At 67.8% G+C, this 17,159-nt stretch carries 16 protein-coding genes; 11 read left to right on the top strand and 5 right to left on the bottom strand.

Annotation, left to right across the window (positions count from 1 at the left end; genetic code table 11):
* Positions 1 to 23: 23 nt before the first annotated feature.
* The 5 genes from grpE (at position 24) to ABEA24_RS27100 (ending at position 6,909) form a co-directional block, all read left to right on the top strand.
* Positions 24 to 713: a nucleotide exchange factor GrpE gene (gene grpE / locus ABEA24_RS27120; protein WP_345433944.1), complete on the top strand. Its 690-nt coding sequence runs from the start codon at positions 24 to 26 to the stop codon at positions 711 to 713.
* Positions 714 to 746: 33 nt separating this feature from the next.
* Positions 747 to 1,910: a molecular chaperone DnaJ gene (dnaJ, locus tag ABEA24_RS27115; protein ID WP_345433942.1), complete on the top strand. Its 1,164-nt coding sequence runs from the start codon at positions 747 to 749 to the stop codon at positions 1,908 to 1,910.
* A 5-nt stretch (positions 1,911 to 1,915) separates the two neighbouring features.
* Positions 1,916 to 2,356: a heat shock protein transcriptional repressor HspR gene (locus ABEA24_RS27110; RefSeq protein ID WP_345433941.1), complete on the top strand. Its 441-nt coding sequence runs from the start codon at positions 1,916 to 1,918 to the stop codon at positions 2,354 to 2,356.
* Entirely contained in the window at positions 2,357 to 4,945 is a 2,589-nt protein-coding gene (gene clpB / locus ABEA24_RS27105; RefSeq protein ID WP_345433940.1) for an ATP-dependent chaperone ClpB, read from the top strand. It begins immediately after the preceding gene.
* 383 nt (positions 4,946 to 5,328) lie between these two features.
* Complete coding sequence (locus ABEA24_RS27100) at positions 5,329 to 6,909, top strand: hypothetical protein (RefSeq protein WP_345433939.1); 1,581 nt, start codon at positions 5,329 to 5,331, stop codon at positions 6,907 to 6,909.
* Between the two features lie 232 nt (positions 6,910 to 7,141).
* Here ABEA24_RS27100 and ABEA24_RS27095 read toward each other — a convergent pair whose 3' ends face one another.
* Both ABEA24_RS27095 and ABEA24_RS27090 read right to left on the bottom strand, forming a co-directional pair.
* The gene (locus tag ABEA24_RS27095) at positions 7,142 to 8,704 is read right to left on the bottom strand and encodes an SMI1/KNR4 family protein (RefSeq protein WP_345433938.1); all 1,563 of its coding nucleotides are present in this window, start codon (positions 8,702 to 8,704) and stop codon (positions 7,142 to 7,144) included.
* Positions 8,705 to 8,975: 271 nt separating this feature from the next.
* Complete coding sequence (locus tag ABEA24_RS27090) at positions 8,976 to 10,019, bottom strand: NAD(P)-dependent alcohol dehydrogenase (RefSeq protein WP_345433937.1); 1,044 nt, start codon at positions 10,017 to 10,019, stop codon at positions 8,976 to 8,978.
* 93 nt (positions 10,020 to 10,112) lie between these two features.
* On the opposite strand from ABEA24_RS27090, the gene ABEA24_RS27085 reads away from it, so the two are divergent.
* The 3 genes from ABEA24_RS27085 to ABEA24_RS27075 all read left to right on the top strand — a co-directional run bounded on the left by ABEA24_RS27085 (position 10,113) and on the right by ABEA24_RS27075 (position 12,413).
* On the top strand, positions 10,113 to 10,700 hold the full coding sequence (locus ABEA24_RS27085) for a TetR/AcrR family transcriptional regulator (RefSeq protein ID WP_345433935.1): 588 nt from the start codon (positions 10,113 to 10,115) through the stop codon (positions 10,698 to 10,700).
* A gap of 173 nt (positions 10,701 to 10,873) precedes the next feature.
* Positions 10,874 to 11,317, top strand: coding sequence for an acyl-CoA thioesterase (locus ABEA24_RS27080; RefSeq protein WP_345433934.1), 444 nt, complete (start codon positions 10,874 to 10,876; stop codon positions 11,315 to 11,317).
* Between the two features lie 64 nt (positions 11,318 to 11,381).
* Positions 11,382 to 12,413: a WD40 repeat domain-containing protein gene (locus tag ABEA24_RS27075; RefSeq protein ID WP_345433932.1), complete on the top strand. Its 1,032-nt coding sequence runs from the start codon at positions 11,382 to 11,384 to the stop codon at positions 12,411 to 12,413.
* A 355-nt stretch (positions 12,414 to 12,768) separates the two neighbouring features.
* Here ABEA24_RS27075 and ABEA24_RS27070 read toward each other — a convergent pair whose 3' ends face one another.
* The gene (locus ABEA24_RS27070) at positions 12,769 to 13,149 is read right to left on the bottom strand and encodes a hypothetical protein (protein ID WP_345433931.1); all 381 of its coding nucleotides are present in this window, start codon (positions 13,147 to 13,149) and stop codon (positions 12,769 to 12,771) included.
* 678 nt (positions 13,150 to 13,827) lie between these two features.
* Here ABEA24_RS27070 and ABEA24_RS27065 point away from each other — a divergent pair.
* Positions 13,828 to 14,262, top strand: a complete 435-nt coding sequence (locus tag ABEA24_RS27065) for a hypothetical protein (protein ID WP_345433930.1) — start codon at positions 13,828 to 13,830, stop codon at positions 14,260 to 14,262.
* Positions 14,263 to 14,279: 17 nt separating this feature from the next.
* Positions 14,280 to 14,951 (top strand): 2'-5' RNA ligase family protein, encoded by a 672-nt coding sequence (locus ABEA24_RS27060; protein ID WP_345433928.1) that lies wholly within the window; start codon positions 14,280 to 14,282, stop codon positions 14,949 to 14,951.
* Positions 14,952 to 15,251: 300 nt separating this feature from the next.
* Here the strand turns inward: ABEA24_RS27060 and ABEA24_RS27055 are convergent, their stop codons facing one another.
* Positions 15,252 to 15,797 (bottom strand): SRPBCC domain-containing protein, encoded by a 546-nt coding sequence (locus ABEA24_RS27055; protein ID WP_345433926.1) that lies wholly within the window; start codon positions 15,795 to 15,797, stop codon positions 15,252 to 15,254.
* 135 nt (positions 15,798 to 15,932) lie between these two features.
* On the opposite strand from ABEA24_RS27055, the gene ABEA24_RS27050 reads away from it, so the two are divergent.
* Positions 15,933 to 16,328: a winged helix-turn-helix transcriptional regulator gene (locus ABEA24_RS27050; protein WP_345433924.1), complete on the top strand. Its 396-nt coding sequence runs from the start codon at positions 15,933 to 15,935 to the stop codon at positions 16,326 to 16,328.
* Between the two features lie 61 nt (positions 16,329 to 16,389).
* On the opposite strand, the gene ABEA24_RS27045 is transcribed toward ABEA24_RS27050, so the two are convergent.
* Positions 16,390 to 17,130, bottom strand: coding sequence for a TetR/AcrR family transcriptional regulator (locus ABEA24_RS27045; RefSeq protein ID WP_345433923.1), 741 nt, complete (start codon positions 17,128 to 17,130; stop codon positions 16,390 to 16,392).
* Between the last annotated feature and the right edge of the window lie 29 nt (positions 17,131 to 17,159).

Below are 17,159 nucleotides of genomic sequence, written 5' to 3'. Positions count from 1 at the left end.
GAGCCGGTACTTGAGGAGGAAGCGTGACGGAGCGTCGTGACGACGCCGAGGAGCGCCAGGGCCCGGTGATCCGCGACAAGCGGCGCATCGATCCCAAGACCGGTGAGGTGCGGGAGTCGGCGAAGTCGGCTCCCGCTCCCCCCACCGAGAAAGCGCCCTCCGGCGCGGACGGAGAAGAGGTGGCGAAGGTCAAGAAGGAGCTGGCCGAGCGCACGTCCGACCTTCAGCGGCTGCAGGCGGAGTACTCCAACTACCGCAAGCGGGTCGACCGAGACCGTGCGGCCGTGCGCGAGCAGGCCCTGGCGTACGTCCTCGGCGAGCTGCTGCCGGTGCTCGACGACATCGGGCGGGCCCGGGAGCACGAGGAGCTGACCGGGGGTTTCAAGCAGATCGCCGAGTCCCTCGAGGGCATCGTCGGCAAGCTCGGCCTCGAATCGTTCGGCACGGCCGGCGAGCCGTTCGACCCGAACGTCCACGAGGCCCTGATGCACGCCTACTCCGACGAGGTCGAGGAGCCGACGGCCGTTCAGATCCTGCAGTCGGGGTATCGCATCGGCGAGCGGACCCTCCGGCCCGCCCGGGTTGCCGTGGCCGAGCCGACCGCGGACCTCGGTCCGCAGACCGAGCCGGAGGCGAAGGCCAAGGCGGAGAGCGCGGCCGACGGCGAGAAGCCGGAGGCCGAGCCCGACGGCGACGACGCCGGCGACGACTGAGCAGACACCGACAGGAAGAGGTAAGGGACGCCGGTGAGCACCAAGGACTATCTCGAGAAGGACTACTACAAGGTCCTCGGTGTTCCGAAGACCGCAACCCAGGACGAGATCAAGAAGTCCTACCGCAAGCTGGCGCGGAAGTACCACCCGGACGCCAACCGCGGCGACGCCGAGTCCGAGGAGAAGTTCAAGGAGATCTCCGAGGCCTACGACGTGCTGTCCGACGAGAAGCACCGTAAGGAGTACGACGAGGCCCGCAGCCTGTTCGGCGGGGCCCGCCGCCCCGGCGGCGGCGCGCAGGGCGGCTTCGGTTTCGACCTGGGCGACCTGTTCGGCGGCACGACCGGCGGCACGACCGGCACCGGCGAGCGCATCGGCGACCTCTTCGGCGGGCTGTTCGGCGGCGGCCGACGCGGGACGACCACCCGGCGGCCCCGCCGAGGCACCGACGTCGAGTCCGAGGTCACGCTGACCTTCAGCGAGGCCTTGGAAGGCAAGACGGTGCCGCTGCGGCTCACCAGTGAAGCGGCCTGTCCCACCTGCCGGGGCACCGGCGCCAAGACCGGCACGGTGCCCCGGGTATGCCCTCGCTGCGAGGGCACGGGGCAGGAGAGCCGCAACGCGGGCGGGTTCGCCCTCTCCGAGCCCTGCCGCGAGTGCCACGGCCGGGGCCTCGTGGTCGACGACCCCTGTCTCACCTGCCACGGCAGCGGGCGGGCGCAGAGCACCCGCACCATCCAGGCACGCATCCCGGCCGGGGTGGCCGACGGGCAGCGGATCCGGCTCAAGGCCAAGGGCGCGCCCGGCGAGAACGGCGGTCCCAGCGGCGACCTCTACGTCGCCGTGCACGTCACGGGGCACAAGGTGTTCGGCCGGTCGGGCGACAACCTGACCGTCACGGTCCCGGTGACCTTCCCCGAGGCGACGCTCGGCGCGGAGATCAAGGCGCCGGTCCTCGGCGGCCAGCCGGTGACCCTGCGGATCCCGGAGGGCACCCCGAACGGACGCACGTTCCGGGTCCGCGGCAAGGGCGCGACCCGCCGCGACGGCACCAAGGGCGACCTGCTGGTGACCGTCGAGGTCCAGGTGCCGCAGAAGGTCGACGAGACCACCCGCGAGGCCCTGGAGAAGCTCCGCGCGAGCACCAACGGTGACGACCTGCGCAGCGAGCTGCTGCGGATGGCGAGAGAGGGGTGATCGTCATGGACCCGTTCGGCGACGACAGTCCGGTCTACGTCATCTCGGTGGCGGCTCAGCTGTCCGGGCTGCACCCGCAGACGCTCCGCACGTACGACCGGCTGGGCCTCGTCTCCCCCGGTCGTACGGCCGGGCGCGGGCGCCGCTACTCCATGCGCGACATCGTCATGCTGCGGGAGATCCAGCGGCTGTCCCAGGACGAGGGCATCAACCTCGCCGGTATCAAGCACATCCTCGACCTCCAGCGCGAGTCCGACGCGCTCCGCACCGAGGTGGCGCGCCTGCGCGCGCTGGTCGAGGAGCTGAGCAACGAGCTGGAGTCCACGCGCGCCGTGGCCGCCCGGCTGGCGAAACTGAAGAACAGCCCCGGCTCTGACACTGGCGCGGATCTCGTGCCGATCCGGCAGACCAGCGTGGTGCTGTGGCGATCGCGGGGGGAGGAATAAGTGGATTACAAGCTGACCCAGAAGAGCCAGGAGGCCGTCTCGGTCGCGGTCCGGCGTGCCGCGACGGAGGGCCACCCCCAGGTCGAGCCGGTGCACCTGCTGGTCGCGCTGCTCGGCCAGGCCGACGGCATCGCCGCGCCGCTGCTCGAGGCCGTCGGCGCCGACCCGCAGGTCATCCGGCGCCGCGCCGAGGAGCAGATCGCGGCGCTGCCCAAGGCCGCCGGCTCGACCGTCAACGCGCCGGACACCTCCCGGCTGCTGCTCAAGGTGCTGAACACCGCCGCCAACCGGGCCAAGCAGCTCGAGGACGAGTACGTCTCCACCGAGCACCTGCTCGTCGGCCTGGCCACCGACGGCGGTCCCGTCGCCACCCTCCTCAAGGAGAACGGCGCGACCCCCGACGCGCTGCTCGAGGCGTTCGAGAAGGTCCGCGGCCACGCCCGCGTGACCAGCGAGAACCCCGAAGAGACCTACCAGGCGCTGGAGAAGTACGGCGTCGACCTCACCGCGCAGGCCCGCGACGGAAAGCTCGACCCGGTCATCGGCCGCGACACCGAGATCCGCCGCGTCGTCCAGGTGCTGTCGCGCCGTACGAAGAACAACCCGGTCCTCATCGGCGAGCCCGGTGTCGGCAAGACGGCGGTCGTCGAGGGCCTGGCCCAGCGGATCGTCGCCGGCGACGTGCCGGAGACGCTGAAGAACAAGCGCCTCGTCTCCCTCGACCTGGGCGCGATGGTCGCGGGCGCGAAGTTCCGCGGCGAGTTCGAGGAGCGCCTCAAGGCGGTCCTGAACGAGATCAAGCAGAGCGACGGCCAGGTCGTCACGTTCATCGACGAGCTGCACACCGTCGTCGGGGCGGGCGCGGCCGAGGGCTCCATGGACGCGGGCAACATGCTCAAGCCCATGCTGGCCCGCGGCGAGCTGCGGATGATCGGCGCCACCACGCTCGACGAGTACCGCGAGCGGATCGAGAAGGACCCGGCGCTGGAGCGGCGCTTCCAGCAGGTCCTCGTCGGCGAGCCGACGGTCGAGGACACCATCGCGATCCTGCGCGGCCTCAAGGGCCGGTACGAGGCGCACCACCAGGTGCAGATCTCCGACGCCGCCCTCGTCGCCGCCGCCGCGCTGTCCGACCGGTACATCACCGCGCGGTTCCTGCCCGACAAGGCCATCGACCTGGTCGACGAGGCCGCCTCCCGGCTCCGCATGGAGATCGACTCGCGGCCTGTCGAAATCGACGAGCTGCAGCGCTCCGTCGACCGGCTCAAGATGGAGGAGCTGGCCCTCGAGAAGGAGTCCGACGAGGCGTCCAAGCACCGCCTCGAACGCCTCCGCGCCGAGCTGGCCGACAGGCAGGAGAGCCTCAACGCCCTCGTCGGCCGCTGGGAGCGGGAGAAGGCCGGGCTGAACAAGGTCGGTGAGCTCAAGAAGCGCATCGACGACCTGCGCGGCCAGGCCGAACGCGCCCAGCGCGACGGCGACCTGGAGACCTCCGCCCGCCTCATGTACGGCGAGATCCCCGTGCTGGAGAAGCAGCTCGCCGAGGCGTCCGAGGCCGCCGAGACCCGCGAGACGATGGTCAAGGAGGAGGTCGGCGCCGACGACGTGGCCGAGGTCGTGTCGTCCTGGACCGGCGTCCCCGTCGGCAGGCTCATGGAGGGCGAGACCTCCAAGCTGCTGCGCATGGAGGACGAGCTCGGCCACCGCCTCATCGGCCAGGCCGACGCCGTACGCGCCGTTTCCGACGCCGTACGCCGGGCGCGGGCGGGCGTCTCCGACCCCGACCGGCCGACCGGATCGTTCCTGTTCCTCGGCCCGACCGGCGTCGGCAAGACCGAGCTCGCCAAGGCGCTCGCCGACTTCCTGTTCGACGACGAGCGGGCGATGGTCCGCATCGACATGAGCGAGTACGGCGAGAAGCACTCGGTCGCGCGGCTGGTCGGCGCGCCTCCCGGTTATGTCGGGTACGAGGAGGGCGGCCAGCTCACCGAGGCGGTCCGCCGCCGCCCGTACTGCGTCGTCCTGCTGGACGAGGTCGAGAAGGCCCACCCCGAGGTCTTCGACGTCCTCCTGCAGGTGCTCGACGACGGACGGCTCACCGACGGCCAGGGCCGTACGGTCGACTTCCGCAACACGATCCTGATCATGACGTCGAACCTCGGCTCCCAGTTCCTGGTCGATCCGGCCCTGGACAACGGAGCCAAGCGCGACGCCGTCCTGAACAGCGTACGGGCGAGCTTCAAGCCCGAGTTCCTCAACCGGCTCGACGACGTCATCATCTTCGACGCCCTGTCGACCGAGGAGCTCACGAAGATCGTCGACCTGCAGATCGACCGGCTGGCCCGCCGCCTCGCCGACCGCCGCCTGACTCTGACGGTCACCGACGCCGCCCGCGAATGGCTGGCCCTCACCGGCTACGACCCGGCGTACGGCGCCCGCCCGCTCCGCCGCCTCGTCCAGAGCGCGATCGGCGACCAGCTGGCGAAGGAACTCCTGGCCGGCGAGATCCGCGACGGCGACGAGGCCATCGTCGACCTCGACCCCGCCTCCGACACGCTGACCGTCAAGCCCGCCGTCACCGTCAGCTGACCCGATTCGCATCATCCGAGGGGCCCGCACACAAGCCGGGCCCCTTTTCATTCATCCCTGGATTTACACAAAGTATAGTTTTAGGCCATTCTGCCGCGAATTTGACCTGCCCATGGCCATATTTACTCAAAGCGGACGAACCCTTAAGATATTTTCGGACGCCGCATTTTCGAAGGCCCTTGGATTTTTCTGCAGGACGATGCACGACACCGATCAATTGGGTATCGTGTACTTAGTCGCTGAGGCGACTGAGGAGCTAACCCGGGGCCTATGGCCCCTGAGGGCGCGACCTTACAGGTCGCGCCCTCGTTATTTCCGAAGACAAGGCCTTCATGTCCACACCCCCCATCGGCCAGGATCCCACGTCCGCCTACTCGCGACATGTGGCGACCCGGATCAAGGATTTCACCACCGCGAAGGCCCCATGGTCACGCCGACTCTGGGACATCGGTACCTTTCTCGCACTCGACGAGCTACACGAGGCCGGCGCATGGGTCCCCCGCAAGGTGCTGGCCCAAGCAGCGGTCGACTGGCAGCGACACGCCATGGAGCGGATCCTCGGGGACGATCCTGCGGTCGGCTCACCAGCGTTTCGCCGAGAATTACGTGAGGTGTTGCAGAGCTCGTTGACCGTTGCCAGCGATGGCCGTCGGCGACTGCGGTACCTCATCGACACAGCTCGCCCCGGATACCTCGCCCGGTGGGCGTCTTGTGTCACCACGACGGATCCACCGAGGCCTGAGCGTGTGGCCCGAGCAGTCGCCGCGCACCTACTCGACAGCGGACATAGTTTTGCCGGCTTGCAACGCTGGATCCGCGATGGACGAGAACACCTTGCCGCGACCGACCTGATCAGCGAAGCCGCCGCCTTACTGAATCAATCTCCTCGGACCTGGAAAATCACCGTTCCGTTCCGCGCTCTTCAGGATTACGAGAAGATCGCCACACACCTGCCTAATTGGGTTCCTGCCGTCGATGCCGTGAAGGCGATGGAAAATGCCCGTTGGGACTCATCCAGGCAGCAGATCATCGGCGCACTATGGTACGAAATCGAAGCTCGCGACGCGGAACGCGCCGTCGAGATCGCCTATGACCTTGTCGAGCGACTACAGGCACGAGCTCGCTTCGCGGCGACGGGCACTGGGGTGGTACCGCTCGGTGAAGTACTCATCGAGGACGAACGCGTGCCGCTGTCAAGACCCGGCCGGCGAGCACAGGTGCTCTCGCTGGCAGCCGAGCGAAGACTCTATTCGATCGCTCAAGACGTGCAACGCTTCGCCGAGCAGGCACGGAGCCCCATCGACGATGCTTTGGAAATCGCCTCTGGCCTGAACGACGGCCCGCTCGCCCCAGCCGTCGCCGGCGGTTGGGCAGCGCTAGAGTCCCTGCTGACCGAGGCCCGGGACCCCGATGAGCGAGAAAAGGTGGTCGCCGCCTCACGCGCCGCCGCACTCGTCACCTGCTCGTGGCCACGGGCGGAGCTAACCGCCCTGTCGTATCGAGTTCGGGAAGCGACGGGAACAGACCTGACGCAGCGGCTCTCCGCCTGCGAGACCAACCGGGAACGCGCGGCTCTCATCGCGGACGAGATCCAGGTGCACGGTTACCTTCCGCTCGATCGCTCCTGGCGTACGCCGAGCGACACCGCGGCCGTCGTACGGATGAAAGAGCTGCTGGCAAACCGACGCCAGGTGCTCGGTCGAGTCCGGTTCTACGTCGAAGTTTCACTACGGCGGCTCTATCGAAGCCGCAACATCGTGTTGCACGGCGGCTCGATCGGAGGTGTCGCCCTCACGGCGACCCTCCGAGTCACGGCACCACTCGTGGGAGCCGCCTTGGATCGCATAACTCACGCACATATCGTCGACGGCACGCACCCACTGATATTGGCGGCCAAGGCTGAAAGCGCGCTAAACCTAATCGATGATGAGCTGGCACCCGGCCTTTGCGACCTGATCGAATGAGCGGTCGCAAGCCAGCCGTCACCGTCAGCTGACCCGATTCTCATCACCGAAGGGCCCGCGCACAAGCCGGGCCCCTCAACGATGCACCCGCGATTTCCCGGCGCTCGGCGATGAGGAACTCGACCCGCCACAGGCCCTCGCCGTCGCCCGGCCACCAGCAACCCGTGCCGCGATCTCGGCGTGACACCCGCCAGATCAGCGGGCTTGGCGGCAACGGAACCGGTGTGCCGGGTCATCGATGGCCGTGATGGATTCGCTGGGCGGTAGGGCGCCGGTCAACGGTACGGGCGTTGAACTGGGCCATCCACTCGGCGACTTGGTCGTACGGAGCCTTGCCGGCCAGCAACGCAGCCGCGAGCGCAGGCATCCGATCAATGTGCGACCACAGCTCCTGCCACTGCTCATAGCGCAGCGCCAGGTACAGCAATCCCTCCAGCTCGGCGACCGCCTGGATGCCGCGGGTGGACGCGCGGGACAGATCCAGTCCCTCCAGGTGGGGAAGGGTGCGAAGCGGGCCCAGGTCAACGGGGTGAGGCGTGGTCAGAGTCACGGCCCGCAGGGTCGGGTGGCCGGCCAGCGGGGCCAGGTCGATCGTCTTGAGATCGATGTCGAGCGTCTCGACCGGAGCCTCACGTAGCGCCGTGAGGTCGGCGGATCGGCAGCGGGACAGTTCCACCGCACGCAAGAACGGGGCCTGGCGTGCGAGTTGGAGGTCGGCTTCGCCACCTTCGGTCACCCGCAGCGTCTGGAGGTGTGTGCCTGCGCCCTTGTGCGGTTCCGGCACGTCGATCCACAGGCCGCCGTCCTCGCCGATCCGGTGGTCGCCGCGCGCGAGTGCGTCCACATGGCGGCGGAGCAGGGTCGTCACCGAGTCGGCGACATATGTGGGGCCGTGGTGGTAGTCGGGGCCGATGCGGATGACCTGCCCGGGCCGGCCCCCACTGGCCGGGTCCATGTCCACCGCGAGGTAGTTGCCGTCGGTGCCGATCACGAACGGGATCCAACCGCGCCGATCCACTGACCGCCGGACCGTCCCGGGAGGGTCGGCGTCGTGGACGAAGGGCCGGAAAGGCCGGTCTCGCCAGCCGCGCGGTGCCCAATGGCGGTCACCTCCATGCACCGCGGCCACTCCCGACGCATCCATCCACCACGACAGTCGCCCGAAGAGCCCGGCTTGCCCATCGCCGTCGGCCACGCCGTACAACGCGCGCAGGTCTGCCGGAAGCGCCACGTTCAGCCTGCCCTCCATCTCCTCCAGCCCTGCGGCGGGCGGCGGGTCGGGCAGTATGCCGGAGGGGTCGACGTCCAGCATGCCGCCAAGGAGCTCGGCTCGCCGCCTGAGGTACTCCCGCAGCAGCCGGACGGCCTCCTCCGGGTCGCCCGCCGGTGTGGGGTTCACGGGCCCGTCCTGCTCATCCCCGGGGTCGGGCGGGAGAGTTTCAGGTTCGGGCACGTACAGGAAGCCGCGTTTGGGATGGCTCACCCTGCTCACCCCGCGCCCGGTGACCGCCTCGAACCTTCCGGAGGCATCGACGGTCAGCTCGATGCTCAGGCCCTGTTCTGAGGCACCTGACACCCTGTACGCCCGGCGCAGGCCGCGCCGTAGATCCACGTCGACGGCATATTCGTCACCGGCGGCCAGCCTGTACGACACACGAGCAAGCCCGACGCCCTGCTTGTCGACAAAACCATTCACCGTCGCCCGCAGCCAGCCTTCCGGCGCCCTCCCGGCGATCTGTGTGCACATCTCACGCAGGATCTCGGAGAGCTCAGAGGTCTTCGGTCCGTCCGTCATAGGAACGCGCACTCCGTCCGGAAAGATCAACCAACGGGTAGTTCCTAGCATCCCGGCCAGACAACGGCAGACCATCCGATCAAGATGAGCGGCAGCACGACGCCCTTGATCCGATCTGCCTGAAGGTCTTCGAGGAGAAGATCGGTGGCAAGCTCGCCACCGAGGACCGGCCCGCGCTGCTGGAGGCGCTGTCGCACATCGCCGCCGGAGCCGATTCGCATCATCCGAGGGGCCCGCGCACACGCCGGGCCCCTCATTCATGCACCCGCGTTCAGTCGAGGTCGGACATGTCGAGTACGAAGCGGTAGCGGACATCGTTGCGCCGGAGACGGTCGAGAGCCTCGTTCACCAGAGCCGAAGGGAGCAGTTCGATGTCGGCGGTGATGCCCTTGTCGGCGCAGAAGGCCAGCATGGCCGCGGTCGCGGGCCGGCCTCCGCTCCCCGCGGAGCTGAGTTTCTTGCGCCCCACGAGCAGGTCCATGACCTCGACGGTGACGGGCTCCAGGTGCCCCAGGTGACTGAGCGTGCCGTCCATGGCGACGAGCCGCAGATACGGACCGAGGTCGTGGGGGGCGGAAATGGTGTCAATGACGACGTCGAACCGGTTGCGGGCCGCAGCCATCTGTTCCGGGTCCGTGGACACGATGAGCGCGTGAGCGCCGAGCCGGCGCACGTCGTCCGCCTTGCCGGGTGAACGGCTGATGACCGAGGTGTCGGCGCCGAGCGCCACGGCCATCTTGACCGCCAGATGGCCCAGCCCGCCCAACCCCGCCACGGCCACCCTGCTGCCCGGGCCCACGCCCAAGGCGCGAAGGGGTTCCCAGACGGTGATCCCGGCGCAGAGCAGAGGTGCGGCGGCGGCCGGATCCAGGCCCGCGGGAAGCGGATAGGCGAACCGGTCGCGGACCACGTACTCGCGGGAGTAGCCGCCCAGGGTGGTCGTTCCGTCCTGCCGGTCGGCACCGCCGTAGGTCAGGGTCGGAAAGGCGTGACAGTAGTTCTCCTGACCGGCCCGGCACATGGCGCACTCGCCGCAGGAATCGACGATGTTGCCGATCGCGACGGGATCACCGGCGGAGAAGCGGGTGACGCCGGATCCGGTCTCGGTCACCACGCCCGTGAACTCGTGCCCCGGCACCAGGGGAGGCCCCCCTTCGCCGTCATGGCTGCCGAGGACATGCAGATCCGTGTGGCAGACACCGCAGTAATCGACCCGGACCGCGAGGTCGTCCGGACGCAGATCACGGCGCTTCAGGGGTGTGCGCTGTAGCGTCGCCGTCGATCCGTCCAGCTGCCAGCCGACAGTGGTTCGCATAGCACTCCTTAAACAGACTGTTCTGTTTAATCAACGGTAGGGCAGTCCGGACGCACAAGCAAACCGACTGTTCTGTTTGATAGGGTCATGGGCATGGCAGACCAGGCCCTGACCGCGCGCGGAGCAGCGACCTACCAGCGCATCCTTGATGCGGCGACCGAGGAGTTCGCCCAGCAGGGGATCGCCGGGGCGCGCATCGAGCGGATCGTGGCCGCCGCACGCACCAACAAGGCGCAGCTCTACGCCTACTTCGGCAACAAGGAGAAGCTCTTCGACACGATCTTCTTCGGCTCGCTGGAGCGGATCATGAACGTCGTGCCGATCGACGCCGACGACCTCGCGGACTGGGCCGTACGCCTCTACGACGAGTACCTGCGCCGCCCGGACCTGATCAGGCTGGCCACCTGGGCGCGCCTGGAGCGCCGCCCGGCCGGTCATCTCGTCGACGACCACGACCGCATGGACGACCACAAGCTGCATGCCATCGCCGAAGCCCAAGCCGCCGGCCGGGTGCGGCAGGGAGATCCGTTCGACGTGATGGCCATGGTCATCGCCATGTCCATGGCCTGGTCACCCGTTAGCAACGTCTACGCGGCGACCGCTCAGGAGCCGGACGAGATACACGAACAGCGCCGCACCCTGCTCCGCGATTGCGTCCGGCGGGCCGTCATAGCGAACTGACTGCCCGAGGACTGTCGCGACGAAGACCTCCGGCGGGTGGAGGCACACGCCTGCCCCATGCCGAGCTGCACCGCCCCGCAGGGGGTGTACGCGAGCACTGACCAAACCGGCGAAGATCGGTCTGTGCCAAGGTGTCGCCAGGCCATCTTGGTGCACGACGATCGGAGACCATCGTGACCACGCAGACCGGTGCGGTGAACGACGCGGTGTTCGTGCACCGCGTCACCCCCCGCTTCTTCGAGATCGACAGCCAGGGCGTCATGTTCAACATGTGGTACCTGGCCCACGTCGACGAAGCGGTGGACGGCTTCTTCGAGGCCAGGGGCCTGCCGTACGCGGATTGGTCGCGGATGGGGATCGATGTGCACGTCGCACACGTCGACCTGGATTGGAAGGCCCCCATCCGCTACCACGACCGGCCGGAGGTCATAATCAGCACCGCCCGGATCGGCGGCAAGAGCTTCACCCTCGACTTCGCCTTTCAGCGTGACGGAGAGACGACCGCGACCGGCTCCATCGTCTACGTCGCGGTCGCCTCCGACGGGTCGGGAACCACGCCGCTGCCGCCCCAACTGGTCGAGGCGCTGGGAGAAGTCGCCCCGCTGACGGACCACTGAGACCCGACCGAGATCATCTGGAAAGCGATCTTGCGAGACCGGCCATCGCCTTAGGCTCCTGAGCATGCCCACCGCCCGGTCCATCATCGTCAGCTCGCCTCCCCGCGGCCAGATCCACGACTTCGACCTCGTCGTCCTCGATGGTCGACTGCTTTTCGTCGGCACCCATGACATCAGCCGTCATGCCTGTACCTGGGACCCGGCGACCGATCTGTGGACGGAGTACCCGCTCGACAACCCCTGGGGAGACGAGGAAGGGGACTACGACTACACCGAACTCACCGCGCTCGGCGCCGCGGTCGTGGACGGCCGGATCGTGATCGGCGGTGGCGGAGACCACCAGGGCTTCGCCATGTGGGACCTCCAGTCCGGCAAGGTGCGGCTGACCGCGCAGGAGGGCGGCGTGGACTCCACGGCCAGGGCCGACCTCGGGGGACGCTCAATGCTCGTCGTCGGAGGCTCGTCCTTCACGAACGTGCAACTGTGGGACCCGTCGGTCGCCGAATACGACGGCGATGAGGGGCTCGACGATTCCGGGCCCGATCGGCCTTCGCCCTATGACTTCCAGGTCGAGGTCGAGGAGTTGGCCGCAGGGTCAGGCGCCGGCAGTGCCGTCGCGGCGGGAACGCTGGGGGATCGGCCGGTCGTGGTGGCCGGCAGCCACGACGGTGGGGTGCTCGTATGGGACATCGACGCACAATGTTCCCTCGCTGAATTCGATGATCTCGACGAGACACTGACCGACTTCGCCCTGACCTCCGTGGACGGCCGCACGCGTGTCGTGGCGGCGGGCGGGCAGAACCTGCTGCTGGGCGATCCTGAAACCGGCGAGTGGGACGAGCCGCTCGCCCTCCCCGATGGCGACGTCTCCTGCCTGGACACGGGCTCGGTGATGGGCCGTCCGGTCGCCGTCACCGGCGCCAAGAACGGCACGATCTGCGTCTGGGATCTCGCCGAGCGCCGACTGCTCGGCGAGCCGTTCCGCGAATACGACAGCAAGGCGTTCGGCGTCCGCCTGGCCGAACTCGGCGGCGGCCCAGTGGTCATCGCCGCAGCCCACGTCGACTCCGTACGCGTCTGGGAACTCCCTCTCTAAACCGGCAAGACGCCCGCCACCGCTTTTGGACGGCCAGCAGCAGGCCGGACCCTGCAGGTCATCGCGCTTGCTCAGGAGCGTCGGGCGTATAGGGCGTCGCGGAGTGCGATCGCTGTTGGCGCGACCTCGATCTGGTGTCGACCCCGGACCGCCACCCAGGTCGATCTCCACGGGTCGAAGAGGAAGCCCCATCGGGGGAACTCGGCCCGCAACCGCGCGAGCCACATACCCGTGTCCACCCCGTACGACTGCGGTAATGCGGAATCGACGCGTGTGTCGCGTTCCTGGGCGTACGACTGCGGGGAGGGCGTCGCCGTACGGCCCTCAGCATCGAGTCGCGGTATCCCCGGGCCGGTCACGGTCGACTCTCGCCGGGTTCGTCGACGTGCAGGACCTTGGCGATCAGGGTGGCGGCCCGGTCGATCTGCTCGGCCGGGCACATGTACTCGCTCTCCAGCGGGGCGTCACGGGTGGGGCCGGTCCAGCACCAGTACCAGTTGAGCGATCCGCCGTCCGGGGCGATGGCGACGTACTGCGACAGACCGGGATTCATGGCTTGTCCGCGAGGGTCGTCGGTCGCCGATGCGGCCGGGTTCCAGGCCACCAACGCACTGGTCCCGATGCGTACCGCCAGGCCACGGCCCCGCAGGACCTCCGCGAGCTCCTCCAGCCGGGCCCGGATCGCCTGTTCCAGCCGGGCGACCTTTTCGTGCGGATCCATCCTTGATTCGGTCACCGCCACAGCCTCCTCGCGCGTGTATTCGTGGGGTGACCTTGAGTGAACACAGTGCGCTATGCGCGGCGACAGAGGACAATGCGGGAACAAGGCAGAACACACCTGTGGTGTTCCGAGACCTCCAGCAGAGGTGCTGCGACATGTCCGCTGATATTCGCCGGCTGCACTCCGACCGCATTCGCACGGAACGCAAAGCTCGCGGCTGGGACAAACCGGAAATGGCTCGCCGACTCGCCCGAGCGGCAGGGGTTTATGACCGACGTAGCACTCCTACAGCGCAGCGTCATAAATATTCTGCGATCCGGTCGACAGCGAATAAGCCAGACGAGGGCACTTCTTGAAGCCTCTGCAGAACTACTCGCCCTATTAACGCTGCTCGCTGGCGACGTCGGACGCTATCGCGCCGCCAGAGCATACGGTCGAACCGCATGGACTTGCGCGGAGGAAGCAGATTCAAATGCAGCACGTGCCCTTATCCTGATAGCTCAATCCAAGACGGCCCGTTGGGAGAAGGAGTTCGCCGCGGCAGCAAGCCTCGCTCGCAAGGGTGTAGAGCTCAGCCCAGACGGACCCCAGAAAGTACTCTTGGCCGTTTCGGAGGCCACGGCCCTGAAGTCTCTTGGGGACCTGAATGGAGCTAGACACGCCCTCGTAGCCGCAGACAATGCACGCGACGAGATGACTTTTTCCGGCCAGGACGCCACGGCATGGTCATGCCCGCGGGCACGACAAGCGACTTATGCGCTGCAAGTTCACCTTGGCGCCCGCGATCCCGACGCGATGCTGCGCGCGGCCAACATCGCCGATAGCGCGTGGGCAGAGGGTGACGCCTGGGTCTACGGCACCTGGGCTCAGGTCAGAATCGGCGCCGCCCTTGCGCATCTACTGAAAGACGACCCAGAAGGTTCCGCCGCCGAACTCTCATCCGTCTTCGAGATCAGTCCGGCTTTTCGAGTAGCCACCATTAGTGGACGCATGAAAGCGATAGATCGCAGTCTCACCCACCCACGTTATCGAGTCAGCGAGGCAGCCAAGGTGTTGCGAGAACAAATTCATGCGTTCTGTTCAGACTCATTGGATGCTAAGCCGCGCCAAACTTTGGAGGCTCTTTGAGTCCCCTACCAGAGAGAATGACGAACCACTGGTGGTGGCGTCCTGGCGTGCGCTCCGGCCGCCGACTTTATGTATGGCATATATTGTTCGACGGCCGACCAGAGATAGGGAAACTTGCAAAGGAATGCCAACAACGCCTCATAACTGTTCCGGGACTGGATCCTGTACCGACACCGTGGCTCCATATGACGACACAGATCGTCGGATTCGCCGATGAGATCAGCGATTCCGAGCTTGCCGATATGATCGCCTCTGTCTCCGAACGTATGCGATCAGTAACGCCGACGAGCGTCAGCCTCGGACGACCGTTGTTCCATAGCGAAGCAGTTGTTCTGGGCGCCACCCCGAGAGAAGGCTTGGACGCGGCTCGATCGGGCATCAGGCAGGCAGTCGCCGTCACTGTACGCACCAATCAGCTGGCGGACGACCCGGACTGGGTGCCACATCTGTCCGTCGCCTACAGCAACTCGGATGCTCCGGCAGCACCGGTGATCGCGGCCATGCAGCCTCCCCCGCCCCCGGTCGACGTGACAATCGACCGGATCGATCTGGTCAGCCAGGAACGCGTTGGCCACTGCTACGTCTGGGATGGCGTTGCCTCGGTCGAACTCGGTGCCGCCAGGTCAGGGGCTGAGAAGGCCCCAGTAGTAGGCCCAGGGGATGAAGGTAAATCCGGCGAGCAGGAGTAGACCGAGTTGAGCGCGGGTGGCGTTAGTGAGCGCGGTGCCGCAGCGGTGGTGCCAGACGGTGAGGGCGGTCGCACAGGTGGCGGCCACGGCGGCAAACTGCCGTCAGGCGGAGTATCAGCCAGGAGATCGACTGCCCGGCGATGACCGGGCCGATGAGATTCGCGGCCGCGAGTACCAGGAAGAAGAAGTATAGGACGCCTCCGAGGACCGTGATCGCGCCGAAGGCGGCGAGGAGGCGTACCGCTCGCCGGGTCGGGGCCGGTACGGAGGGCTCGCCGGGTGGTTGGCCGCGAATTCATGTTAGTCACGTACATGAGCGGAGGGGGCGGGCCGCGTCGGGGGCTGGAGTGCCGCGGCCAGGCCGTTCAGGCGTAGCGCCGTCCCGCCGCGCAGGTGCGGGAGATCGGCGGAGCCGTCGCCGGTGCGGGCCAGGAAGGCGACCTGTTCGGTCCAGGTCAGGTGGGTGGATTCGGCGTCGTCGGCCAGCAGAACGGTCACGAGCGACGTCCAGCGCAGTACGTCGTTGACGGTGGATTCGTAGACGTAGACGATGCGGCGGTTCGGCACGATGTCGAGGTAGCGCGATCGGTAGTCAAGGTGCTCCGGAGGCGCGTCCAGGACGGTGAAGGTGCTCTGGGCGCTCTCGCCGCCGCCGACACCGAACTCGTGGTGGTAGGTGGCTCCCGATCCGGGAAGCTTGAACCAGCGGCGTCGGAGCGCGGTGTCGGCGAAGGCGGCGAAGACGGCGGGTGGGGGCGCGTCCAGACGCCGGGAGATCGTGAAGGTTTCGTGGCGGACGTCGAGTCCGTCGGCCGGCTGCCTTGGTGCGGTGTCCTGGTTGCTCATCCGCCCCTCCGTTCGATGGGCCGCCGCAGCGGGTCTCCGTGGTTACCATCGGCAGGAAACGCAGGTCGGCCGGTATTAATCCCGCTCGCCGATACGCACTTTCACGTAAGCAACGCACGCGAAGGGCTGAATCGCATGGACGCCGTACTCCGCGCCGAATTGACCGCGCAAGGCGTGGCGCCCGACTGTGTGGAGACCATCGGACTCGTCCGCGACGTCCTGGCCCGGGTCGGCGACAAGTGGACCGTCCTGATCATCACGGAGCTGGCGTCCGGCCCGATGCGCTACACCACTCTGCACGAGAAGGTGCCCGGCATTTCCCAGCGGATGCTCAGCCACACCCTGCGCACGCTGCACCGCGACGGTCTGATCACCCGGACGGCCTTCCCCGAGGTTCCACCACGGGTCGAGTACGAGCTCACCGCGCTCGGCCGCTCCCTCGCCCAGGCCGTCGACCACCTTGTCGTCTGGATACGGACCCACCAGTCCGCCATCGTCGACAACCGCGACACCTTCGACATCGGCAACTGACGGTAGCGGCGCTTCCGCGGTTTCACCGAGCGTTCGGCACGCGGGAAGCCGCCGCAGCGGCTCAGGTGGGGGCGGGGCCGCCTGAGCGGGCGAGGGCGAGGCCGTCGAGGATGCGGTCGAGGCCGTACGCGAACTCCCGCTCGCGGAGCCGTACGGGATCCTCGTCCGCCTGTGCGGTGAACAGCGCGCCGAGGCGCGGGTGTGACCGGGTGAGTCCCTCAAGGGCGGGCTTCAGTCGCTCGGACCACTCCTCCTCGGTCTGGCCGCTGCGGGCGAGCATGGTCAGCCACGCCGCCTCGCTGCTCGTCATCCCCATGACGTAGGCGAAGACGGTGTTCATCGCGCTGTTCGCCTCGGTCAGGGAGAATCCCGCGGCCTCCAGCGTGCCGAGCAGGTCCTCCGACATGCGCATGAGGTTCGGCCCGTAGTTGGCCATCGCACCCAGCATGGAGGCGATCCACGGGTGTCGGAGGATCACGGCGCGCAGACCCTGGGCGCAGGCGGCGGTCGCCTCGCGCCATCGCTCCGCGTCGTTCATGCCGGGCGCCCGCAGCTCGCCGAAGACCTCGTCGACCGCCAGTTCGACCAGTTCGTCCTTGTTGGCGACGTGCCGGTAGAGCGAGGTCGCGCCCGCGCCGAGGCGGGTGCCGAGCTTGCGCATGCTGAGCGCCTCGACGCCTTCCGCGTCGAGCAGCCGGACGGCCTCGGCCACGATCTGCTGTCGGCTCAGCGCCGGCTGCTCGCGCTTCTCTCGGCCGGGACGGGCCCATACCGACGGGATCGGCCTGTCATCGGTGGTCACGGCGCCTCCTTCTCGTCGTTGCCAGGAGC

The sequence above is a fragment of the Actinoallomurus vinaceus genome (genome assembly GCF_039542055.1).
Classification (GTDB): Bacteria; Actinomycetota; Actinomycetes; order Streptosporangiales; family Streptosporangiaceae; genus Actinoallomurus; species Actinoallomurus vinaceus.
The sequence above is the reverse complement of the archived record's forward strand: the minus strand, read 5'-3'. Positions and strand labels throughout refer to the sequence as shown.